The 24,785-nt window shown below is 38.1% G+C and carries 18 protein-coding genes and 1 tRNA gene; 4 read left to right on the forward strand and 15 right to left on the reverse strand.

The window, feature by feature from the left end:
- Window positions 1-417: 417 nt before the first annotated feature.
- The 4 genes from AC07VK_RS22440 to AC07VK_RS22455 all read right to left on the reverse strand — a co-directional run bounded on the left by AC07VK_RS22440 (window position 418) and on the right by AC07VK_RS22455 (window position 4,590).
- Window positions 418-1,629, reverse strand: a complete 1,212-nt coding sequence (locus tag AC07VK_RS22440) for a bifunctional 3,4-dihydroxy-2-butanone-4-phosphate synthase/GTP cyclohydrolase II (protein WP_492963462.1) — start codon at window positions 1,627-1,629, stop codon at window positions 418-420.
- A gap of 139 nt (window positions 1,630-1,768) precedes the next feature.
- Window positions 1,769-3,124 (reverse strand): LptF/LptG family permease, encoded by a 1,356-nt coding sequence (locus tag AC07VK_RS22445; protein WP_492963465.1) that lies wholly within the window; start codon window positions 3,122-3,124, stop codon window positions 1,769-1,771.
- A 99-nt stretch (window positions 3,125-3,223) separates the two neighbouring features.
- Entirely contained in the window at window positions 3,224-3,604 is a 381-nt protein-coding gene (locus AC07VK_RS22450; RefSeq protein ID WP_029278206.1) for an START-like domain-containing protein, read from the reverse strand.
- 770 nt (window positions 3,605-4,374) lie between these two features.
- Window positions 4,375-4,590 carry a hypothetical protein gene (locus AC07VK_RS22455; protein WP_492963460.1) on the reverse strand — a complete coding sequence of 72 codons (216 nt, stop codon included), beginning with the start codon at window positions 4,588-4,590 and terminating at the stop codon, window positions 4,375-4,377.
- Window positions 4,591-4,661: 71 nt separating this feature from the next.
- Here AC07VK_RS22455 and AC07VK_RS22460 point away from each other — a divergent pair.
- The 3 genes from AC07VK_RS22460 (at window position 4,662) to AC07VK_RS22470 (ending at window position 6,603) form a co-directional block, all read left to right on the forward strand.
- A tRNA-Met gene (locus AC07VK_RS22460) sits at window positions 4,662-4,738 on the forward strand.
- A 245-nt stretch (window positions 4,739-4,983) separates the two neighbouring features.
- A complete protein-coding gene (locus AC07VK_RS22465; protein ID WP_494939832.1) occupies window positions 4,984-5,493 on the forward strand; it encodes a hypothetical protein in 510 nt (169 codons plus the stop codon).
- A 15-nt stretch (window positions 5,494-5,508) separates the two neighbouring features.
- Window positions 5,509-6,603, forward strand: a complete 1,095-nt coding sequence (locus AC07VK_RS22470; RefSeq protein ID WP_492963456.1) for a hypothetical protein — start codon at window positions 5,509-5,511, stop codon at window positions 6,601-6,603.
- Between the two features lie 591 nt (window positions 6,604-7,194).
- Here the strand turns inward: AC07VK_RS22470 and AC07VK_RS22475 are convergent.
- The 3 genes from AC07VK_RS22475 to AC07VK_RS22485 all read right to left on the reverse strand — a co-directional run bounded on the left by AC07VK_RS22475 (window position 7,195) and on the right by AC07VK_RS22485 (window position 9,773).
- A complete protein-coding gene (locus AC07VK_RS22475; RefSeq protein ID WP_492963454.1) occupies window positions 7,195-7,866 on the reverse strand; it encodes a hypothetical protein in 672 nt (223 codons plus the stop codon).
- A 93-nt stretch (window positions 7,867-7,959) separates the two neighbouring features.
- Window positions 7,960-8,817 carry a hypothetical protein gene (locus tag AC07VK_RS22480; RefSeq protein ID WP_492963452.1) on the reverse strand — a complete coding sequence of 286 codons (858 nt, stop codon included), beginning with the start codon at window positions 8,815-8,817 and terminating at the stop codon, window positions 7,960-7,962.
- A gap of 32 nt (window positions 8,818-8,849) precedes the next feature.
- A complete protein-coding gene (locus tag AC07VK_RS22485) occupies window positions 8,850-9,773 on the reverse strand; it encodes a hypothetical protein (protein ID WP_492963450.1) in 924 nt (307 codons plus the stop codon).
- A 268-nt stretch (window positions 9,774-10,041) separates the two neighbouring features.
- On the opposite strand from AC07VK_RS22485, the gene AC07VK_RS22490 reads away from it, so the two are divergent.
- Window positions 10,042-11,421 (forward strand): hypothetical protein, encoded by a 1,380-nt coding sequence (locus AC07VK_RS22490; RefSeq protein ID WP_492963448.1) that lies wholly within the window; start codon window positions 10,042-10,044, stop codon window positions 11,419-11,421.
- A 78-nt stretch (window positions 11,422-11,499) separates the two neighbouring features.
- Here AC07VK_RS22490 and AC07VK_RS22495 read toward each other — a convergent pair whose 3' ends face one another.
- From AC07VK_RS22495 to AC07VK_RS22530, 8 genes are all read right to left on the reverse strand, one after another.
- Window positions 11,500-12,216 carry a DUF4145 domain-containing protein gene (locus tag AC07VK_RS22495; RefSeq protein ID WP_492963446.1) on the reverse strand — a complete coding sequence of 239 codons (717 nt, stop codon included), beginning with the start codon at window positions 12,214-12,216 and terminating at the stop codon, window positions 11,500-11,502.
- A 260-nt stretch (window positions 12,217-12,476) separates the two neighbouring features.
- Entirely contained in the window at window positions 12,477-13,160 is a 684-nt protein-coding gene (locus AC07VK_RS22500; RefSeq protein ID WP_492963444.1) for a Cthe_2314 family HEPN domain-containing protein, read from the reverse strand.
- 351 nt (window positions 13,161-13,511) lie between these two features.
- Window positions 13,512-17,195, reverse strand: a complete 3,684-nt coding sequence (locus AC07VK_RS22505) for a YobI family P-loop NTPase (RefSeq protein WP_492963442.1) — start codon at window positions 17,193-17,195, stop codon at window positions 13,512-13,514.
- 246 nt (window positions 17,196-17,441) lie between these two features.
- Window positions 17,442-18,389, reverse strand: coding sequence for a hypothetical protein (locus AC07VK_RS22510; RefSeq protein WP_492963440.1), 948 nt, complete (start codon window positions 18,387-18,389; stop codon window positions 17,442-17,444).
- Between the two features lie 211 nt (window positions 18,390-18,600).
- Entirely contained in the window at window positions 18,601-19,626 is a 1,026-nt protein-coding gene (locus AC07VK_RS22515) for a hypothetical protein (RefSeq protein WP_492963438.1), read from the reverse strand.
- A gap of 445 nt (window positions 19,627-20,071) precedes the next feature.
- Complete coding sequence (locus tag AC07VK_RS22520; RefSeq protein WP_492963436.1) at window positions 20,072-21,718, reverse strand: HEPN domain-containing protein; 1,647 nt, start codon at window positions 21,716-21,718, stop codon at window positions 20,072-20,074.
- On the reverse strand, window positions 21,696-22,361 hold the full coding sequence (locus tag AC07VK_RS22525; protein ID WP_492963434.1) for a hypothetical protein: 666 nt from the start codon (window positions 22,359-22,361) through the stop codon (window positions 21,696-21,698). The genes AC07VK_RS22520 and AC07VK_RS22525 overlap by 23 nt, the downstream gene beginning before the upstream one ends.
- Window positions 22,361-24,382, reverse strand: coding sequence for a reverse transcriptase family protein (locus AC07VK_RS22530; protein ID WP_492963432.1), 2,022 nt, complete (start codon window positions 24,380-24,382; stop codon window positions 22,361-22,363). The genes AC07VK_RS22525 and AC07VK_RS22530 overlap by 1 nt, the downstream gene beginning before the upstream one ends.
- Window positions 24,383-24,785 lie beyond the last annotated feature (403 nt).

A 24,785-nucleotide genomic window follows, 5' to 3' on the forward strand; every position in this document is an offset into this window, starting at 1 on the left:
AACGCTTACCAAGCTTTCTTCTTGTAATACTATTTGGAAGAAGAAAATCAGTTGGATAAACCAAAGGAGATGACGATACTTCAAGACCGTTTATCTCCTTACCTAGATTATAGCGGTCGTCATTCCCGCGCAGGCGGGAATCTTAATGCGTATTGCATGCTAGTCTTTAATTAATTATTAGAACCACCCACAACATAGATCCTGACCACAAAGTAGCTATTTGACTATCAAGAACAATAAACACAACTAATAAAACAAGTTCAGGAGGACGAACGCCCATGGAATGACGCCCGATTTTGAACTAAACAAAAAAACCAACAATCGAACACCTGTTCAACTGTTGGTCTTGTATACGTTTTCAATTAACAATTTTCAGTTCGCACAATCCAAACTGTCAACTGTTAACTGCCAACTGAATTATCCTTTCATAATCGAATGGCCCATTTTATCTCTTTTGGTGGTTAAATAACGCTCGTTATGTACGTTACTTGCAATTTCGATCGGGATGTTTTCCACCACTTCTAAGCCATAACCAATTAAACCAGCTCTTTTGGTTGGGTTATTACTCATTAAACGCATTTTAGTCACTCCTTCCGATCGCAGGATCTGTGCACCTACACCATAGTCGCGTTCGTCGCCTTTAAAGCCTAATTTAATGTTCGCTTCTACCGTATCGAAACCGGCATCCTGTAAGTTGTACGAACGTAATTTATTGATCAGCCCGATACCTCTACCCTCCTGGTTCATGTATACCACTATACCTTTACCTTCTTTTTCGATCATTTCCAATGCTTTGTGCAACTGCGGACCGCAATCGCAACGGCAAGACCCAAAGATATCGCCCGTTACACAAGAGCTGTGTACACGCGCTAAAATCGGTTCGTTGGCATTCCATTCGCCTTTAGAAATCGCTAAATGGGTGGCATTGTTATCTAACTGGGTATAAGCCGTCATTTTAAAATCGCCCCAAGCGGTAGGTAAATCGATGCTCACCTCTTGTTTAATCAAACTATCTATGGTTAAACGGTAAGCGATTAAATCTTCGATTGATATAATTTTTAACTGGTGCTGTTCGGCAATTTTAAACAAATCAGAAAGTCTGGCCATTTCGCCATCTTCTTTTAAAATCTCGACCAATAAACCTGCAGGTTTCATGCCCGCTAAACGCGCTAAATCTACCGCAGCTTCTGTATGACCTGCACGGCGGATTACGCCACCATCTTTGGCAATTAAAGGGAAAATATGTCCTGGTCTGCCCAGCTCTTCTGGGTTGGTTTTAGGATTAACCAGGGCCAGCATGGTTTTAGAGCGGTCGCTTGCAGAGATCCCTGTGGTACAACCGTGTCCAACCAGATCTACGGAAACCGTAAAATTAGTTTCGTAAGCGGCTGTATTTTTACCCACCATCAGGTTGAGGTTTAACTCTTTACAACGTTCTTCTGTTAGGGGCGCACAGATTAAACCACGGCCGTAAGTAGCCATAAAATTGATGATCTCGGGCGTTGCATTTTCGGCTGCCGTTAAAAAATCACCTTCGTTCTCTCTATTCTCGTCATCTACAACAATAATCACTTTACCAGCTTTTATATCTGCGATGGCCTCTTCTATTGTGTTTAATTTTGTTTGCATGTTATAAACATTATGGGGCAAATGGTGTGTAAAGCGTATTAAAATCAGTTTTTACCACAAACAATAACCCGTACAAATGTACAACCTTATTGAGCAATATTTGGATTAAAATATCATCTGTAAGTAAAGGAAAAGACGCCTATTTTTTCTTCTTTTTAAACAGCTGAACGAAGAGCTGTTTGTAATAATTTACATCAAACAAGGCCGAGTCTACGGTAGCTTTATAGGTCAAAAAGGCGGCCAGCGGCGATAAAACAATTACGGCAATCCACATCCCGAATATCGGGTTTAAATTACCTTCGCGTGCCGATTTTTCGGCCACTGTGGTAATAATGTGGTATACCAGGAAGAAACAAATGGCAACCACCACAGGTAAGCCCATGCCTCCTTTTCTGATAATGGCACCCAATGGTGCACCTATAAAAAACAACAGGATGCAAGATGCGGCCAGGGTAAATTTACGCTGGTATTCTACTGTGGTAAAAATAATCTCTCCGGTTAAATCGGTTTGGCGCGGGGCCCAGTTGGGTACGTGCTGCATAATATTCGCCACCGTATTGTTTGCATTATCGAGCGCCAGTTTCCGCGATCCGTTCGGGATACTCTTCAGTATTACATCATCAATCGCTTTCGGCACGGCTTTTACTTTGGTATAACCCTTAGTTACATTAAACTGCTTAAAGTTGCTGGTGAGGTTGGCAATGGTCCGCATTTGCAGCGTATCCAATTGTTTGGTCAGCGAGTCGCGCTTTTTCACGATCCCTTTCAGGTTTAACATGGGCGTACTGTTTCCGAAAGCATTCGGATCGGTGGTATTACCATCAAAAGACGACATATCGAAACGCGGTGAGGTTTCTTTAAAACGGTTCCGCGTAAAAATCTGCCTTGGGTTGTACATCCCATTTTTCGAAGATTGCTCTTCATACTGCACACCATTTTTAAGGTAAAGTACCAAAAACTTACCATCGGATGTTTTATTCATTTTACCCTCTCTGGCCAGAATTACTTTTGGAATCCCGTTATTTTCACGGTGATCGTAAATCATGATATTGTGCAGCGTACCATCTTCCTCTTTCGAATCGACACGGATGGCATAACCCGGAATGGCATTATTAAAAACCCCTGGTTTGATTAAAAATGAAAGTTTTTTGTTCCTGATATCGTACAGTAGCGAGCCAAATTTGAGGTTGGCTTTAGGCAGCATGTAGTTGGCAAAAAAGAAGGAGGCTATGGTGAGCATCAAAATCACCACAAACAGCGGACGCATGGCTTTCTGTAAAGAAATCCCCGCCGATTTAATGGCCACCAGCTCATAATTTTCGCCCAGTGTACCAAAAGTCATGATGGAAGAAAGCAGTACCGATAGTGGCAGTGCCATCGATACGTTGGCGGCCGAGGCATAATACATCAGCTCCAGAATGGTGTACCATTCGAAACCTTTTCCAATTAAATCATCAATCCATTTAAACAGAAAAAACATCAATAGAATAAACATCATAACAAAAAATGTTGCTATGAATGGCTTCACAAATGCTTTTATTAATAGAAGATGTATTTTTTTCACCTTACAAAGGTAAACAATACGAAGATAATATTACGCACCCAAAACGCTAATCAGATAATCGATCTGGTTATCCCAGATTAATTTTTTCTCTGCAAGAAGCTCATCGGTCGTAAAATCAGTAATCGAGAGGGCAACATCATTGGTTAGTTCGTCCTGTACAATTTCCATCTCAAAATAACATTGAGGTTCATCATCCAGCCACTTAAATTTAACGAGTTTATTTTCTTTAATGGAAACCAGTTTTGCTTTTTGCTGCTCATCGTCCCAGGTAAAAGTATATACCTGATCGCGGAAATTCACATCGTCCGCAAACCATTGCGATAAGCCGTTTGGTTCACTTATAAAACTATACAATATTCTTGGTGACGATCTAACTTCGTACTCTAGTGTAAATTTTTTCTTTTCTGCCATGTTAGTACACTACCAGGATAATTTCCGGACTATTTTTTAATATTATTTTTCTAAAGAAAGGTAATTTATTCTATATCTGCAACAATATAATTTTTATTGGTTCCAGGTGCATCAGTTCATTGGTCATTGGTTCATGAGTCAGTAGTCATTCCCCTCGTTAGTTCATACCAGAAGGCTATTTTGATGACGAACGCAGGGTGGTATTTGATTAATCGGCTCCTAATTTCTGCTCAACATCTGCAATACTAACCAATAAAAAATCTGATGTTTATATAAACCTGATATGATTAAGAAAAAGATGCCAAGTAGCTGACCCACTTTGCGGGGGAGTAAAGAATACCACTAAACCTGTTATAAAAAGCGGGCGTGAAGGTCTTTCAACATATAAGGAATTTTAGTCCATTTAAGTTTTCGATTGAACTGATATGAACCTGATCTGTCTTGTATGGTTAAGAAAGGCAGATAATTGTTGAAATTATTTCAATATAGAACAGGCAAAATGTTGTTTACCTTTCTCTACCTATTCTTTACCCTTTGTTTACCTTTTATTTACCCTTTCTGTACACCAAGTTAACCCCAGGCTTACCCCACGGTTACCTTTTCTTTACCCTGGCGTTACCTAATTTATTACCTAAAAGGTAAAGAATTGGCGAATATCAGCTATAGATAAGGTTACCTTAGGGATAACTTGGTAGCACCAAGGGGTAATCAATCTTTTTGAAACCATCAATTTTATCAGCACAAATGGCCAGTTGAAATATCCCCCGCACCTACCGTAAGCGATAAACTTGATCATATGCTAAGACCAGGAATGCGGTTAATTCTGCGGTATCTGCCGAAATGCTGCGTTTTGTTGTGTTGTTAATTTCTAAAAACAGGCTACCATTAAGACCTAAAATGGCTGCAACCGCCCTCCAAAAACAATCAAATTTACTGAGCAATAGGCCTTTAAAGTATTTTTCAAATTTCTTTTTAATAGAATGCATATTTATTCTATATTTGCAACTCTTAAAAATAACCACATCGATATTTACGTTATGTAGTAAATATTAAGCCCGGCGGGGTAGCTCAGATGGTTAGAGCGCAGGATTCATAACCCTGAGGTCGGCAGTTCGATCCTGCTCCCCGCTACCATAAGGAAACAGCATATCTTTGTTGTTTCCTTATTTTATACACACAAATCACTATATATCAATTAAATATACCTCTCCCATTACCGGTTCGACATTTTCCAACCAGTTAACCTCCACCAAAGTAATTTTGAGTCTAAAAAGGCCTATTTATCATACGCTGAGTGAATATTTGACTTGTTCGACTTTTCCTTAAGGATCTTTCTATCCATATGCGCATTTTTTTTGTTGTGAATCTTGGCCATGAGTATGATTTCTGCAATTGTAGATTTAAATGCCAATGAATTCATCGCAAGGATGCAGGAGCTTGTTTCAAAAGGGGGGATTGTTACCAGAGGAGTCCAGTTCAAGGAACAAGAGGTGCCACACTATATAGACCTTATAATTGAATATATGCTGAAGAATAATAAATTGCTTTCGGGCGAGGGTGTTCAACTGCTAAAAAAGCTAAAAAATGAGCGCCTAGACTTTGTCTCTATTTTAAATATTCGAGCTCATATTGAAGGCCTTTGGAGCATTAAGAAAAGAGTTGAAACGCACAGTGATCATATTGACCTATTGCGAATATCCACAGCCCTGCAAGCTTCAGATATACTGTTCACAGATAAAGCAAGAAAATCCGATTTGAGGGAACTGGAATTTGATGTAAAATATGGTACGAAAGTGCTATCGGGAACTAGCGAGGATATCGAATACTTTGAAAAATTCTTGCATAATTTGATTGAAACTAATGGTTCACTGAATCAAAAGCGGAACTAACCTCAAAACCATAAAATGTCAGTCAAAACAAAACAGGCAATTACAAAGTGCCTCAATAAAATTGCAGATGGCTCTTTCGATGAGGAGACCCTGAGGTCACTTCTCATCATATCCCGTGAGCACATAAAATCTAATGGACTTATAAAGGAACTTGCACATTTCGTCGCCCACAGTGACAGAAATCAAGGTATGTTTCATAAAAAGGTTAATAATAGGTATGCCAAACAGAAGCTGATGGATTCTCAAATGAAGGGTGCAGATGCAAAGGAGTTGATGGAAAAAATTAAAACTGAAGACGAGCTGAGTGACTTTCTTTTGGGTGGAATTTCGATTTATAAAATCGAGTCGAAACTTTTCCATATCCTATACTCGGATGGACTGGAAGATATCCCAGAAGCCCATTTAATAAAGTATACAAATTTCACAAAGACCGAGGTGAAAGAACTTTTTGATCGTCATTATTATAAAAAAGAAGGATTTCACTACCTGAGCACCTTGAAAACTAGATTGCTTAATAAAAAAATTAGTGAGCTGGAGAATATCAATGACGAGGAAAGAAAAACATTTGAAAAGCATAGATCAGGTTCAGAAATATTAATAGCTAATATTGAAAGTAAAATTGACCAAATCCAAAAGGTTATTCGAGGTGTAATATACTATACGTCAGTATTCGATTTAGAAACCTTCAACAACGAAATAGAGGCGAGTTTAACTATGGTTATAAAATCGTTCTCAATAGACTTAAAATACATACAGACCGTCAATAACCGCAGTCATGATATTTTACTTTGTATAATGTCACTGTTACATGATAGTAAGTTTATACTCTATGATAAAACTGAGGCAAGAAACTTTCTTGGTCTCTATCTTCATTCCCAGGATGATAATAATAGTCAGGACATGGATAGTCCATCAATCTATGAAAAAGGAGTATTGGCGCTATTTACCTGCGGGACGGGTGTTACTTTCCCTCTATATGTTTCTGATTTGCTTGTAAAGGAATATATCAGCGCTGATGAGTTTAACGAATTTCCTGAATTAAAAAGCTTTTCAGAATCACCGTGGATTACAGCAGAACGAATTGATGATAAACTTCAGCTTGTCCGTTAGCAGAATGTATTCCGCAGATTTTCAACAATGGAGAAATCAATCCGTATGTTAATACATAAAATTACGCTAACCATATGAATAGCAAACCTCACCACTTCAAATACAAACGCCTGACCAAGGCTGGAAACAGTTCCTTACGGCTAAGACCAGAATGCTTGCAGCCTACGATATACCAAAAGAACAAGGCAGTAACAGCCAGGTAAAAACTAGACATGGCCTAGTCACAGAAGCTGAATCTAGAAAATGGCTTAGCAAAACTGTATGGTATTACATCCGGCTTTATTATCTTGCCCGTCATTTCAAGTTCCGAGGACATGGTGTACTATGATGCGATCATATACGACCAGTTGGAATCACCGGTACTCTGGGTTCAGGACAATCCCCATTCTAGAAAGGCAAGGGCACATTGGCTCCACCTCACCAAAAGAACACAAACCGATAATCTGCTGGTTACAGCAAATTTACACAGCAAGTAAAATTGACAAAAACGGCGTAAATACACTTTAGTTTATGCAACCAAGATTAAGGGTAAACAGTTAAATCTCATTACAAATATTAATCGTCTAAAACAATTGGAGTTACCAGTTTCGCCTATTTCTTATCTGCAGAAAATAAATCGAGCTTTTGATTTATAGAAAGCATACACTTGAAAACCAGATCGAAATAAGAAAGCGCAATATCACGTGAGAATTCCTGTTGATAAAGCTGGGAAAATGTTGAAGATAACGTCGTGATCTCTGTTTTCACGCCAGGCTTGATCGGTTGCCCTGTTTTTAAGTTATTTTTAACCTCTTCAAAACTGAACATAAAACCAGTAAATTTTGTCGGTGCCTCTTTAATAATTTCTTTTGTCTCCGCATGGGAATAGGGATTTCGAATGTTCTTTCTAGCTGCCTCCAACTCATCAAATTCCTTCTGGATTAATAAACCCTCCTCTAAAGCAAGTTTTAAGGAGGTTGATAAAACGACACCATCATACTTCGTTATAGCCTCAACAGTAAGCTTGTTATATAAATCTGGCTCCGAGTAGTTTACTCCAAGTGTATACTTTTGAATTAGCGCCAATTTGATCAGTCTTTCCGCAAAATGATTGGTCGCAAAAATACTCACCTGAAATAGCTCTAGCATCAGGGATTTCAAAATTTCCAATCGAATTGAGGAAAGAGAAAGAAAATGATCAGCCTTTGGTTCGAGATATTTTGCGACCGACAGGTAATTTAGCTTAGTTTTCTCCGTAAATTCCTGAATAAATAATTGTTCCATAAATTATATTTAACTTAATTATTTGCTTCCCTTTTAGCTTATTATGATGCAAAAGGATCTGTGCATTAATTGATATATCGTGCACGACTGCAGTTATCCCATTAATCGCTTAGTCAATACCCATCCAAAAACCTGTTCAACTATGCAATTGGCTATTTCGATCATTCCGATAACTGCCTCAAGCTTGTTTTCCTCAGAAACATCACTATCCGTTCTTCCAATAAAGGTGCGCACCTTCCCATCTTTCATTTTACTAAACGCCGTTGCGCCATGGATATGCTTACTACTGAAATGTACAAAACCTGAGCTTTCCTCATATACTTTTTTCATCCAGGGATATCGTGATGTTTCTTTTTGAACCAAATAACGATCTGTCATCGGCTTATTATCCCGATCCTTCATCAGATCAATCCGTTCTCCTAAAAGGACTTTTCTGGCAAATTCATGCGGATTACTTACTAACCAGCTTGCTGTAAGGCGCAGATATGTATCCAAAAAGGGTCTTACCAAGTGGGCCGCAGAAATGTAATTTGAATTTCTCATAAGCGTAATGAAGCCAAAACTGAGCGACATGGCGCGATTAAGGACACCTGCCACATAAAAATCTAGATCGTAAAGGCCATTCCCTGAATACATCACCTCTTTACCCAGACTCAGGAATCTTTTATCGAAAGTTTCCAGGCGCTGCAAATAGAAAACAACCCATCCTTTCAGCTCATCATCTCTAGTGTCAGCGGGGATGACATTGTCTTGTAGCGATAAGCTTTGCCAGAATTTTCTTGCATTTAATTTGATAAACTTATCATTCCCTACATGCCAACACTTCTCTCCTTTCTTATTCAGAACCAAGCAGCCTAAATCGCATTCAACCTCATCAGCCTGGTCTGATTGGCTCAAGAATACAGGTTTCATTTCCTCGGGAATTTCTTTTACAGTCTCTTTCCAATTCATAGAAAAATAGCTTTTATTTTTTGTTAGTTTGATTAGCCGCCCTGATAAGGGCTCCAATCCATATAATGAGGCCTTGTGTAAAGCACAACATAAAATGTTCTCGCCTTAGGAAAATGACGCACAATTTGAATTTCTTTTTTATAGCGGAACTCAGCAGAAGAATCATAGCAGTATTGCCTGATCCTTCTAAGCAATTTTGTGTACAAATGAAATATAGCCATTGTCTTGTGAAATATCAACGTCCATTCTTCAAAGGAAACTCCATGTTTTGATCCATCTTTATCTGGCTCAAAATTATTAAAGCTGATAGATCTGCCTAGAATGGCATATTGAGAATGTGATATGGCGTTTCTGATTTGAGGAAAATGGCATTCTTCAAACCCCTTACTGAGCGCTGGCAGATTTTCCTTCAGCCCGGTTTTAATCTGATCTAAGAGCTGGCGACGTGAAAAACTTCCAGGCTTCGCCTTTCCAAATCCATTTATGCTGCAATGCCAATCATAACCTTTTCCCTCTACTAATCTTACCAACTGATAAAACTTTTTCAAAAAAGTTTCACCTTCCCAAATTTTAATGTAAATGAGCATTTCAATCTGAATGGTAAGCTCTTCAGCCGCTATCACATCCTTTAGCTCTGTGTCTGCCTCTATTCCCAAATCAACTGCTTTCTTATAATCCTCAAAACTCGCTACATCTACAGAATTTCCATAATGGGCAATAAAATTGTAGTTAGTCGTCTCACAATGCCCTGCCATGTCATCACCTATATTATAGTATTGCATAAGTTCTTCGGCTCCAGGATTTTCGAAGTCTTCCTCTTCTGATAAAAATGCCCCTTCCATAGCCAGGAGTAGGTCTCCGGGGTGAATTTGATTTTTATTTGCTAACTCAAATAGGCGATTGAAGGCCCCTTCGAGCTCTGATTCGGTTTGGAGTATGAGATCTTGAAAGAGCATTTGCTAATCTATTTAGATAAAAGTCAAATATAAGCTATTCAAACTCACCTTATGATTTAGCAATTCATTATATTTGTGCATTAAGGCAAAGGACCTTAAGATTTTAGGAGAACCTGTAAATGACTTCCCACGAAACAGCAAAGTAATTGGTTACATTCTGATTTTGTGTTTGATCCTATTGATATAAGAGTGCTTATTAATCAATACAGAGTAAGTCTTTAGTTCGAATCCCATTGTGTTCGCCACTCTGGGATTTTTTAAATTTAATATGCTCATTTTTCTACAATTTACGCTCACCGATATTAGGGGCCTCAATCATAACCTGGATGAGCTGCTTGATAAACCTGCCTGGCCATTGCCCGACCCTACGCAGTTTGTCAGGGGAACTGGTAAAATAAGGCCACGAAGGAAAAAAGGATTAAGGAGCTGGGTACATGAAGGCTATCTCTGTGATGTTAAGAAGGGAATTTCGGCACCTGCCATTTATCCTAGTTCGCAGATTCAATTAAAAAATGTTTACCGGAATTTCTATTCGGGAGATGAACAGGTATTGAACCGCTATGAATTTGTTTTTCGCACTAGTAAGATCCCTGGAACAATTTCCGATAATGAAATCAATCGTATTTTTGAGATTTTAGTAAACTCTACCGTAAAGATAAGGATCGGAAACGATCACATTCTCCAATTTTTGTTATCGATATCTACCAACTTAAAAAAGTTTTATAGGGCGAGCAGTACTTTTAAAGCCAAGCAATCTATACAGCAAGGCCTGAGTGATATCAAATTGTGTACACCCCAACTATATTTCCTATTAGACGAAGGAGAACAAGTAGATGAGCACGTGCTGTCCATGGAAAATATTTCGGGATCTAGTAAAGACTATCGCTTATTTACCTCATGGAACGAATATAAGGGGCAAAATATCAGATTATGGCTTCATGAGCGCTCAAATGCAACGGAGCCTGAAGTACACCGTCAACTTAGGATCAGCATACAACGTATTTTTGCTGAGCATTGCTGCTTGAAAAATGTTTTCGCATCCATGAACAGTGGTAAAATTTCAACCCTGCGCGGTACAACTCAATCCGAAAAGCTACAATGTTATTTCAATACTGCTATTTCTACTTTTTTAAAAGAGGAAAAAAAACTGCATCCCTCTAATGATCTTACCGGATTATCTGACGAGTTTTCAAAGATTTTTGATAATTTTCAACCAGGGGAACTGGAATTATTGCGGCAAAAAATATTAGTCTCTGATTTCAGGCCTGCCATTATTAATAAAACAGAAATATTTATGGGTAATTACAACTTTCAACATTCACAAATCGGCGCTGTTGGCGATCAAGCCAGCGCGAACAATGCAACTTTTAACCAGCAAACCAACTCTTTGCCAGCAAACACTGATTACGCCGTCCTTGCCAATGAGTTAAAAAAATTAACAGATTTTTTAACTGCTGAGGCAAAAACTGAAGAACAGCTGGCTGCTGTTACCAACATTACTCAAGCTCAGCTTGCCGCTGAACAGAAAGATGGTAACTCTGTTATTCACTATTTAAAAGAAAGTGGAAAGTGGGCGTTTGATACCGCTGTTAAAATTAGCATACCCGTTCTCTCGGCTATTTTCAAAGCTCAATTAGGCATGCCTTAAGCACGATTGGGATAAATAATGCACAGATCCTTGTTGGCTCTGTGCATTATCTATTAGCGAGCCTATTAAAATCTTTGGTTATTCTTCGGCTGAAGCTTTTCCGCTTCTAAGATCCTCAATCTTCTCATGCAGAACCTCAATTCTATCCGGTAGGATGAATAAAAATTCAATTAAGTAATCTAACAGGTCCATCAAAAGGATCGATGTTTCTGCATCCGGTTCCATCTCTTCGCTAAAATGTGCTCCGATATTTCCCATCTTACGTATCCCGTCAGCGATAGTAACTATTGGTTTATTAAGATCCACAATATCAGTTAATTTACTGAGCGCTTTACTCAAATTAAATGAACCATTTTGCTTATCAGTCTGTAGCATTTGAATCACCCCCTCTAGTAATCTTCTACTCATTACCGCAGCGGCAATCCACTGGTTGGTATTAAAAGATGTTAGCGTGGACTGATAGGATTTTTTAACCTGTGGCGTCAATGACTTTGCTGCATCTAAACCTGGCAAGGGTTGACGGGCCCGGGTAGCTGGGTGTACATATAGCGATCCTTTATCGGTATCTGATGGTGCATTTTCATCAACTACATAGAAAAACTTCATTTTTCCAGCACAATGCGGACAAATTGCTATACCAAAATTACCAATGGTATTTATTTCATTTTGCCATTTAATCTCTAAACTAACGAATATAACGCAATGAGAACAATGAATAGCAACGCGGGCAGGCATCGAAGTGCGGCTATTTGAAATAGATGATGTAAATTGAGACGGGTTAATATTAGATACCATTTTAATGTTTTATGTGTTAATGTATAATTAAATTTTGAAAAATGAAACCTTTTGGGAAGGAAGACTATCCATCAAAGCGCTTGTTAAATCCTAAAATTTTCCATTTGCTTAAGACATCTTTAAGCTTCAGACTTTGGAATTTGCAGTATAAGAGCTAGTTTGCTCAGATTTTAATGTATCCTTGTCAATATTCAATATCTTTTGATATTTTTCATTAAATATAGCTTTCAAGATATCATATACCTCCTTTAATAAGACTTCTAACTCACTATTAAATACTTCCAGTAATTTTTTAAGGTTAGCGACAACACGGTCAGTTCTACTTTAGCTACCACTTTGAAGTTCGATAGAAAGTCTGTATCATCGCCTATATCTAAACCAAGTAATACACTATACATTTCAACTGCCCTAAGCTCACTATAATCTATGTTTTTATGGTGGGCGATCATGTTCCTATCCTCTCTGTAAGGCTCTATATAGGCCTCTAACTTTAAAAGGGCATGGCGTAATCCAGGATAACTTTCTATTTTTTTCTTGTATTCTGTTTTGCCATTTTTGGGATGTAGTAAATATGCTGCTTTACACTTCTTTTGCTCGGCATTAAGACCCAAAACTAAATTAACCAATATCAATAACCTATCTAATACGCTTGTCGTTTTTAGCAAGTGTACCTCTAAATGATAAACAATATGATCATAGCGGGTAAATTCTTTTTTCTTGATTGCCGGGACTGAGCGATATGACGACATATAGCGAGCCGCTTGCTTTAATTGCTTTATTAGCAGCTCAACCTGGGAAAGCGCCAATAGGTTATCTCTTACATACTCTTCACTTTGTTCTAATGGCCTTTGCGGATTGAATCCACGTTTTTGTACAAGTGAGGGATCATCAATCATTGGCGCTGAAAGTCCTGTTAAGTGTTGCATGAATGATTCTTCGGCCATTTCTATATCTCTTTAATAAACTAAAGGTTTGATCTGCTCTGATTTCTTGTTTGGTATTATTATCTAAAGGTCTGGATTCAGGTTGTGTGACTAAGAGAAGCCATGCAATTCGTGTCGTTATGAACTTTCTAAAAGGCTCTCTTTAAATATTGATCCCTCTTTTGCTCTCGGCGCATTTGCGGCTTAACTGCTAAGACAGTTTTTTCTTTGCATTTGGGATAATGAACAACCGCGGCTTTTTTTACGGTTTATTTGAGCATATGTATCTACCTTGTGCTTAAATGGCCCCTAACCGATTCTCTTTATCAACCGACTAAACATCTTTGCAATAGCATTTTTAAACTTTAGCTGCTATGATTCCAAAGGAAGGGTAAACACCTGAATTTTGTCTTTCTTTGGTTTGTAATCTAAAATGTAACCAAGATCTTGCATTTGCATGATCAGATGAACGAACAGGGGGTCTGTTTTCAATTCGATCGTCTGGCCTCTGATGGCCAATCCCTGATAAGGTTCTGGCATCATTGATAGTATTCTCATCGTCTCCTGGTAAGAAAAGTTACTTACTACTTTTATTAAAAGCCTGATACTATCATCCTCTGAAAGGACTTTGGTCTCGAATATGGTCTTTAGCACAGTATTGTCAACGGTAAGCTCCTCTTGAACTATTTTCTGTAGGCCTAACGTTTTTAAAAGTTCCGCATTTGGACTGACCAGTAGTGCCGCTGCTTTATCTAACACTACATTTTTTTCCTCTAGGGTAAATATCGATGATCTTATAACTCCTATAACCAAAAGGTCATCAAGGCTGTACGTATCGATTTCGTCCATAAAGTCTTTACTCCATTTTTCTACCAAGGGGAACTTCAAACCTGACAGCTCGTCTCTCAGCTGGTCAAAGTTTTTAACCGTTAGCCTTAATTTCTTTTTTAAAATCAATGTTTTTACTTTGGCAACATTTAACCCTTGCAAATCTGCGTCCCGATAGTGGTAAGGTATTGATTTCATGATCAAATCATAACTTGCATCTGTTATGCTGTTACTTCGAACAAGTGCATAACAAAAAGCTTGAATGATTTTTTCATCAGGTATGGGGTTGCTTGTATCAATCTTGGTTTTCGAAAGGTCATCCGCGTTCTGGTTGATAAAGGTGATGAGTGCCTGGTTTAGGATATTTTTAGTTCTAAAAAAATAGTCTACCAAAGATGGCCAATTGGCATCGACCTTTTGCTCAGCCAGTAGAAATCCAATCATATCAAGATCTGGAATCTGAGCCAAGTCCTTTATTTTAGTTTTGACATGCAGGATGATCTCTTCTTTCTTATCCTGGTTTATATTCTCATGATTGATTAGTTTTATAAGTCCCTCCTGCTCTTCTAAATCATTTCCATCCAGCTTAAAATAAAGCTGCTCCAAGTAACTTTCCATATTGGAATCTACGTAGGCGATCAACTTCTCACAGCCGCTTTGTAAAATGGCGGTATAATTTGACTCGTTGAATTTCTTTTCTTCATAATGACCAAAAGCTGCAATAATCTCTCTGGTCATTTCCTCATTCAGCAGGTAAGCCGAATGGTCATATACATATTTGCTTAAAGCCTGGGGAGTGTCATGTAAATTTTGCCTGCTAAATTTGATGCTGAGCGTTTCGATAATTGAAGTGAGTTTGTCTTCTTCTACATCCATTTGTAAAAAATCTGCGCTTTGGGCAATTTCGGCTGACAATTTTGATTTATGGGCAAGCGACTTGATGTCATCAACATCGCAATATGCAATCACTTTTTTCAATAAATCAGCTGTTTCGATTTTTACATGTGTTTTTTTGCTAATCACCTGCCACATTTTTGGCCATACTTTGGCCAGCTGTTTAAAAAGTTCTGCCTCATTTGCACATCTTTGAAGATACTCGCTTAGGAAAGTTAAAGCATATGGAGATTCATTCGCAATTATTTTCAAGACTCTGGAATATTGCCCTTGGTAATTAAAATCATCAAGCAGGTAATCCAAAAGCTGAAAGTTAAGGATAGCAGGCTCAGAAAACTCAACTAAATCAATCTTTGTAATGAGTTTATCGATTTTATCCAGACCATAGTCAAATTCAGATATCAACTGCGCTTTGACATTAAGCAAAAATTCTCTATCGGCCTTGGTGATAGTCCCCTCGTAGAAAATCGATATAAAATCCTGATAATCCTCTGCTATATATCCCTTTCTCATTAAGATACTAACGAGCTGTAATTGTTTTTTATCTTCAATTTTAAGCTCCAGATCGCTCAATGCCATCACCTCTTTGAGCTTAGCGTGACTAGCATCGATCTTCTGCTGTTCCAACGTTTTAACCTGATCCGTTAGCTCTTTAATTTTGCGTTTTCCTCGCTCGGCTAGCAATGCCACACGATCTTCATAGCTATAAACAGTATCTACCAGGCGTTCAATTTCAGCAAATTCGACATTGACCGTTGCAACACTATTTATCCTGTAATAACTGCCATAATCATGAGAATAGTAAGTATAAGATGCTGTGCCATCTATGAGCGTTTTAAACTGATTTTCTTCCGCCATTTTAGAGGCTGAATCATTCTTTCCGTTAATATTAAAGCTAATGAAATTGTTCAGCCGCTCTGTATACTTTAGCACGTATAGCATATTCAGCTCTTTGATGTTCGGAACTCCTAAACTTTCTATTGAACTTATTTTTTGATTAAGCTTTACAATTTCCTGGTCCAGTGTTTCGAGCGCTTTTTTGATGAAAGCCTTTTTTTCATCGAATGCCCCATGGAGCACACCTTGATTCATTCCCAAGGCAATAAAATCATTTGGGTAAATGTTCTTATAGACAATCATTGCCAGTAATTTCCCTGGGTCTAGCCTCTCCAAACGGTTATGGTATACATGGTATTCATTAGTGATATTGTAAAGCAGGCGCATATCATCAATAAAAAATGAAACATCTTCAACTAAATCACCACTGATCAAATACTCATTTTTAACGACAATATCCATCAGTTTTTCATTCGAATTAGAGGAATTGATTACAGGAATAATTGGGATGATGAAATCAAAAAACTTCGTTCTATCCTTATCCTTAAACATATTATCCCGGACGGCATAAACAAAGACTATATCGCGGGTTATTTTTTTGGAGTTGTTTATTAGCAGGTTAAGCTCCCTAAGTTTAGTAAAAATCTCTGTCTGCTCAAACCTGTCCAGGTCCTCGATCACCACTACTGTATAATCTGTGACTTCGAAAAAATATAGTATTTCATCTAAATTGTCATTCAGAACAGATTTACTGATATTCTTACTGATCTCAATCTCAGCGTTATTGAAATTAAGCTTACTGATCGTGAGACTACTAATCAGCCTTAAGGATTTGCGGATGAGCAGAAAATATCCTGGGATCACGATCAGCAGGGAAACGATGAGAATAATGGTATTGGTAAGCTCGTAAAAGGAATAGCCAATGATATCTTCTAGAAAAGTTTTTTTGAAAAGCTGAATGGTAGCTAGAATCAGTAGGAACACCCCCGAAGTTATCCAGGCAATATTGGTATCGTTAAAGCTTTTGATTTTTTTAAACCTGGAGTCCGGGATAGTCTCATCTGCTTCTCTATAGAATATCTGCTGCAGGATGCTAAGCTCAATTAGACGTAGCATATCGGCGTGGCTGATCACCTCTCCGTTTTCTTTTGCTTTTTCGGCCTCCTCTTTGAATGTAGCCAGAGAAATATTCAGGAAAGATAAATCCGGATTGCTGTTGTGGTTTTGGAAAGTCTTCAATACTGTACTTTTCCCAGAACCATAGGTGCCGGTAATGGCAATATTTTTTATGTCCTCTGCTCCCCTGTTTTCAAGTGCCCATCTAAGTGCTCTTGCATAGGCTCCATCAGGATCCGCATCTCCTATTGGGGCTAGTGAATGGTATGCATGTTGGTCAGGCACTATGATGGCTGCCTGGGTTGGAGCCTCAAGCTGGGTAATATTACGGTTTACTTTTTCAGAAATAAATTTGAGTAGTGCTAATTTAATTTTCTTCATATAAAAATTGATGAATAGCAAATATAGTTAAAGCTCATATTGACTAATAAAAACATGGTCAGAACAAGTTACTTTTCATGAAAACGAATTCAAAAGTTATCCGACGCAACCGATTGAGCGAGGATAATTAACCAAGGGTGAGTACAAGGAAACTTGGCTTTCTAATTTGGAGTCTTTTTTTGGTCTCATCGTCATTATCCTTGTTGAACTGAGGAATGTTATTGAAAATAATCATCATCTTAATTGCTAATTCAAGGCATTCATTGCCTCATTAATAGGCTGGGTGTTATCTGTTGTCAATCTTAAGGTCCAATTGATTAAGATTTGGTGAAGTAATGGCGTATCACCAAAGACTGCCTGAACTTCGGGAAACAATCTTATGTAATCTGAAATAAACTTACTAAGCATCGCTGTAATATTTTTGGTATTAAAGATAGCCATACTGACGTGATCATTTCCCTTGTTGCTAAAAAGATCACGGTATTGAAAAACACTTACATTTGATGGATGGGCATATAAAGAAAAGTAAGTATAAAGCGATCCGGTAAGCTGAGCTTTAAAGCCCATAAATTGGATCATCTGTTGCCAATGCATTTTTGATGCTCTACCATTATCGAGATTGACCCGATATTCTTTTGCATCTATTGTTTTATCAATTAACTCCCTATCTTTCTCTGATAATACGGTATACGGTTCACATGTTTTGATTCGTTCGGTTATATCCGCAATTTCTGATGCTTCGATTGCCGCTTTCTGCTTATTTTCCTCTGAGGAATTCTCTCCGACGAATCTTTGCCTGTATTTTAAGCCTGCAAGAACCCACATTTCATAAAGCATTTCTTTCTCTGCTTCATTATATTCCGAGCAGTAGATGAGATGAAATGTTGCAGTTAACTCAACAACACTGCGTCCGGCAGAGGCAACAATAGTAGGATCAATAAAATTCCAGAGGCCGTTATGCTCTCCTGCATAATTGAGCCCATCCAGAAGCTGTCGCAGGTTAAGCATCTTGGTAAATACCATTTGCAGCACGAGTTTAGCTTCTCTCCTAGCTTGGATTGCGGGCTGATCTGTATGTTCGTTTATTATTTTAAATAATAGATTTATATAAATATCAATTACATCTTTGGAATCACTCAAATTTTCAGCAAACATCAAACGCTGGGATGCTTCTCGTAATTGGTCTTTGGTCATTATTTTTGATCGCGTTAGAAGACAAATATATTGATAATCCTAGATATAGCTACTCATCTCAAACCAAGACAAGACATTGAAATCAAAATAAAGCCAAACAAACTTCTCAATTTGAACAAAACCGTATTTATTATATTGGGCAGTAATCTGGGCGCATATTCTATGGACAGCGATTTGGCTTGATTGCCATGATGGGAAGATATTGGCGTTGTCAAAGTGAGAAGCCAATATCGATAAAATCTGAGATCGTTATTCCCCTTATTGCTTCTCCTGCCTCAAATGGATCGTCTAATTTGAATTTCCCTTTCGCAGCTCCATTTAACGCATAGTCATAACCACTGATACTGACAATGAGCCAATAATTTCTCCTCTTTTCTACAATGACTTCTTCAGCATAAAAAGGCCATTGTCTTTCAAAATCCCCTTTTCTAATTTTTTTTGATTTGATATTTGGATTGAATCGCCTATTCAGCGCATCCATTAACGTTCGCTTGTGTACGCGCCTGGGCTGTTGTTTAAACCTAGTAGTATCCTTTCTATAATCGGTTGTACCGACCTTATCTGGATAAAGCATAGCAAAATCAAAGACATTGGCTGAAAACCCCCTTGCATGATCCCCCAACGTCCCGAAATTAAACTGTCGAGCAAGCGCGGATACGAACTTTTCGAAGATGATGACAACAACGCGGGCAATGTCACCGAATATTTCATCCTCAAGATCTCGATTCTCATATTTAGAAATTCCTAATTGGTTAATAATCTTGCCCTCAAAAAGCTCCCAAAGTTCTTTAGGGTTTACACTTGGTTTGACTTTTCCTGTAATGACATCAAAGTTATGGTATCTCGCGAATTTCCCAAACTCTGACAAAATGTATATCAGTTCTTTTAAATCTTCATTTTTTTCAAGGAAGCGTCTATCTTCAATCAAATAGTAACGCTGATGATCATTGAAAAATTCCAACAAAATGCGTCGAAGCAAAGCTTCTAAATCATGACCTAGGTCTTTGATATATTGAAAATCCGGATATTTTCCATTTTTATTGTAGTATCCTAAACATATATACGACTTCATCAAGCGCTCAAAACCTTGGGAAAGTAACTGGAAAGGAAGGAAATAAAAGTTATTTACAAAATCAATATTTTGGATCTCTCCAAAACCCAGCCTGATGAGCCTATTTGCTGTTTCGATTTCTTCTAAAAGAGAAATATTTTTAAAACTGCTTGAGTTATTATCCATTGCTTCTGTGGTTGATTGTTAATATTTCTTCCCAAATTAATATTCTGGAATTAATTTATGATTGATTGGAAATCATCTCAGCTTCATGACCTGGGAATACGGCTATGTTCGCTAGGATAATATTAATATTTTTTTTTAATGTGCTTCTAAACTTGAAGGTATCTCCAATATTATTTTGTACTTTTTTATTTCTTTAATTTTATCAAACTGGCATCTATGGACAAACCACAACCCGTTGATCACATACCGCCATCAATTAAACTGGAGTTAAATTAAATCATTAATTATCTTGCGATTATAGATCTGGCAGAATGAGGTCAACTGGATTGGATTTCACATTAAATACCCGATGAACCAAGACTAAGTCTATCATGAAAAAGCACCAAAATTAGGGAGGAACCACTTTCGTTGAAACATACAATCCGGCATTTGAAAATAACAAAAGCTAACTATGGGTTCTGAATAATTTCAAGATCGCTATTAAGTCTTCAAAATCCTGTAACGTGATTGTGGTTGGGCTTCCATGAGAGATTGAATTTCTTTTTCCTACTAGTTGACCAATTCTTAGCAGATAAATATTATCCTTTGAAAATTTGAAAGCCATTGTGAAAGATATCTTACCCAACCCTCTCCGTGCTCTGACCTGACTAGTAGAGTTCTGAATTTGAAAATTGCGGTTGATTTCATCATGGACCATTCTATAATTTATGCCAACCTTCATCTTAATGAGGGCTCCACTAAGGTCAGTAATTTCTCCATGCGTGCCTGTAACCAACGCATCAGTATGCTGTTCGATAGGTAAAAATAAGCTGATAAAAGCTGTCTCCCACATGCCAAGCTTTAAGAGCTTAAAAAACTCATCTAGCGAATTTTGAGAATAAGCCATAAAGCTCCCATCACTATTACCGGTCTGGGCAATAGCTTGTTCTTTTAAAGTGAAGAATTCCCTTAGATATTTCTTTTCAAAACATTTAACAACCTGTCCTTTGAAGCTTTCATAGTTTTGGAGACTTAAATTATCTGGAATAAGGTATTTAGGAGATTCTTTTATATAGTAGCCGTCAGCTCCAAGATCTATCAGGTCTCGCATATTCCAGGCCTTGTTGGATGCTGTGAAAATCATTACCTGAGCGCCCTCATTAATGGCTTTAATCTCTTTGAGTATTTTAGTTCCGCTATAATAGCCGATTGGATGAACAGTTCCTGCAATATCTTCTTTCCAAGGTAGCAAACGCAAATCCAGTAAGATCAGATCCCAGTCTAAAACAATTTGAGCACGAATACTTGCCATAAAATCGTCTTCGGAAAGATTATAACCGGTCAGGGGAACAAAGGTTGCACCGTTAAAAATCTTTGTTAAGGCTTGAACCCAGCCTTTATCACCCTCGTCATCAATATGAAGTATTCTTTTCCCGGTAGCAGGTATTATGTTAGGGGTCGTTAATCCACCACTCGCCGGTGAAGCGGCTATTCGGGTTCTATTAATACTTAAAAGATATTTAAAATACAAGGAAGGTTTACGCTGTAAGGCAGGGGTAGAAGCGGTTAATGAACTTAAGTGGGCGATCTTATCGAGCTGTACAACACCCCACTCATTAGCCATTGAATGAGGTCCAATGGTTTCGGGGCCTTTTATAATCAGGTTGTCTAGAACTTTAGTCTTAAATTCAGATTTGGAAATAGCTGAGGTATATTTTAAGTGAGCTTCAATCTCCGCAATATCTAGAGGAGCCAATACGCTTCCCTCTGTAGCAGCAATTAGCGCATACCGATTATTTTGGTTTATCAACAGGGTTTCGAGTGAACTGTCAGAAACTAGAATGATGGGTATTAGATTATCATCTCCAATCCGTTCGCTAAGACGAATATGCAAAGCGATTCTTAATCCCAGCTCATTATTGCCACCTTCTCCAAGAGAAACGGGGACTACAAGTTTTTTGATCTGATTCTGTGAGAATATTCTTGCAACATAATCATCGATTTCTTTATCTGAGCGAAGATCTACATATTCGATGGAGGCTACGTCAATTTCATCTATGATTTTTTTGCTAAAAAGGCTATTATCGTCGTTAAGAATAAATGCTCCGCCCATATCTTACATAAAATTTAATAATCTTGTCAAGTAAATTTATATAGCTACGCCCGTCGAGATTGGCAAATTGTTTTTTAAGCTCTTCTCCGGACTCTGAAATTGCCGAGAACTTCTCGACCAAATCTATCGCATCCTTTCGAGCGACCTCTATTCCCTGAACTGCAATAATGTTAGCGATCTGCCCATGCAAATCTTCAAGTTCGCGGTGTTTAAAGTTTTTGCCATAGGCTAGGATTTTGAGCTCAATTTCGCCAGTCGCTTTGTAATGTAAAATGAAATCTTCAAGGTTTGTATAGAAAATTCTTTTATTAAGGCCAGAAATTTCTTTTTGTTTAATTTTTCCCTGTTCAAAGCCGGTGAAACTATTACTGAACAATACAAGAGGTCTCTCCTCTGCTCTTGCACCATCCTTGATCTTTTCGGCAACTTTGGTGCTGCCTTGTAAAATTTCACCCGCGGGATTGAAATCGGGAAAGGAATCATGTAGCAAAATGCATGCGGCAGATTTTAGCATACTAAAATCATCACCTTCGCTGCGCCTTTTCCAAACGGTAAGAACACCACTGTATGTACCATGGGCAATATAGTTGCAACCATACTCTCGCTGCTGCTCGCGCCTGTTATCATCAATGAGGAAAACCATCAGTAGAATCTTAATAAATGTGTAAATCCCGAAATGAGCTCTTTGTTGACTGGTCTTTTTTGGGAAAGGTTTTCTTTGTCGCTTAGCATATCAATTTCAAAATCTCCATCAGCAAAACTAGCTCTAACTGCCCAGTTGCAAAGTCCATGGAAAAGCTTTAGCGCATCTGAGAAATTACCGTTAAGTAATTCCTTGGGAATCGCATTTTTATAACAAATAGATCCGACATGGGTAATCTCCAGAACCTTCATAAGATTGCCGTTGACTTCTTGTTTACTGAAAGCAATATGGATAGTTTTTGAAGTCTTAATTCGATCAAGTATCCCATCTAAGAGATGCCTGACACCGCTTAGAAGCAGTTCAACATCTGTATAGAATTCAGCGGCCTCCAAATTTGAATAATCAATCTTTAATTCATAATAATCCTCTCCAAATTTTTCCCGTACCGTGCTTTCAATGTGATTACGTAAAGCGGGGGGGCGAAATTGGATGCTTTCTTTAAAGGGCCGGATTAAATTATCCCTTATCTGTTTTGAGCGGATAGGATGGGTTCCAGGATTCATGAGTACCCATTCCTTTATTTGCTTTGAACTCCAGCCAATATTAATTTCTACACGTTTCCCGTCTTCATATTTCCACCATTTTGGTTTTTCTTCGAACGCGAATTGATTGACTCTAGCGTATAATTGTTTGGTGATGTAATTTTCTTTAATGCCTCTGTAAAAATCTTTGGCTGCATACATCATTATCCTATCGTAATCAAACACCGCATCAACCATATCAAAATCATGAGTAAGGTATTTAAGTGCATCGCTGTCTTGAAAAAACCTTAGAAATCTTGCTAAATCCTTTGGTCGATGTTCACTAAAATCTCCCTTGTGCGTTGACGATGACTTCTGGTTTTTTTCAGCAAAACGCTTATTAGCTAGTTTTTTAAACCGTTTGGAAAGTTTAAGATACGTAGGATGATTTTCTCCTGTAACCATTTTCATATAATTCAGCCTGCCGTCGAGCGTTGAATGTAATGTCGATTTTATCTCCTTATCGGAAATCAACCTACAGTCTTTGAAAAATTTTATCTCAGCTTCTTGGTAACCATACTTTTCCCAATAGTATATATACATGCGCAAAGGCTTAAGATATTCCCTTTTAACATTAGTCTTTTCGTTTACGACGATTCCGGTAACCTCTTGACGGGCACTTTTGCCTAAAAGCCGGGTTTTAGATGCGTTGATTCGAAAGCCCTGTTCTGAAATAATTCTCACAAGTTCAATTAAGAAAGCAGAATCCTCTTCAAAAACATTGTTGCTACCTGAAAATGTGATATCATCAGCATAGCGCGTGTAAACCAATTGGTTTCCCTGAGCAAGTGATTCGAGTAAATTATCTAGATTTTGGCAAACCACATTGGAGAGTAAAGGGGAGGTTGGAGCTCCTTGAGGTAGTATCAACTTAAGCGCTGAATTTCGTATCCCTTTTCTCAACGGCGTTTTCATTGTACAAAGTCCAGAGATATGTTCTGCAATACTTTCTCTCTCTCCAGAGAGGTTAAACGGAGGACGCATTAGGGCTTCTTTAACCATCTCCCTATCAATAGAAGGAAAAAAATCTTTCAAATCTATGTTAAATACATATTTCTTGCCAACATGTACGACAGCGTTGGACACCACAGATGAGCCTTTCTTAAAGCCGTGTGAACTTTGATGTCCGTGAAAAACACAGGAAAGAAGAAAATTAATAAGCCGATGAATGAGCATAAGCTCGTCAGAAGGTGCACTGATATGGCGGTATCTGCCAGAACGCTTTTTTATAGAAAAATCATGATATGCTGGGCTAACTTTGCCAATTTCAAATTGACTCAAAATCTGGCAGCAGTGTTTCCGACCATGGTCATTTATATCTAGCAAACTCACCAGATGGACTAAGATCTGATAAAATTCCTGTTGCGAAGCACAGGCATGAAACTTTCTGGCGACTTCCTGCCGCTGTTCCTGGGTTATCTGCTTTAGTGGATCTTTCAAATTAGTAAAAGGATAGGGACTAGCGAATTCAATATATTAAGTCAAGATATAACCAGATTTCTATCTCATTATAAAGTGAACATTTCCCCTGGCCATAAGGCCCGGTGAATGTGCCGATCATTGGCCGCAGAACGACCCAGCACAGGATCAATTTCTTTGCCGTCCCTATCCATTCCAAATATAACATTTCATAACTAAATACAACAGAAAGCATCCCAAAAATGATTTTGAACGAACTGTCTACTTCTCCCATAGCTTATCACCAACCCGATTGTGAAAAACACTTACAATAATTTCTTTTTCCTATACTGTCCCTCAATTTTATTCTTCAACACTTTTTCAAAATTTACTATCGCTTCGCAATGTTCATACAGGGTCGATTTTCCGCCGATTAACTCTACCA

The organism is Pedobacter sp. GW821-FHT01D05 (assembly GCF_059422505.1).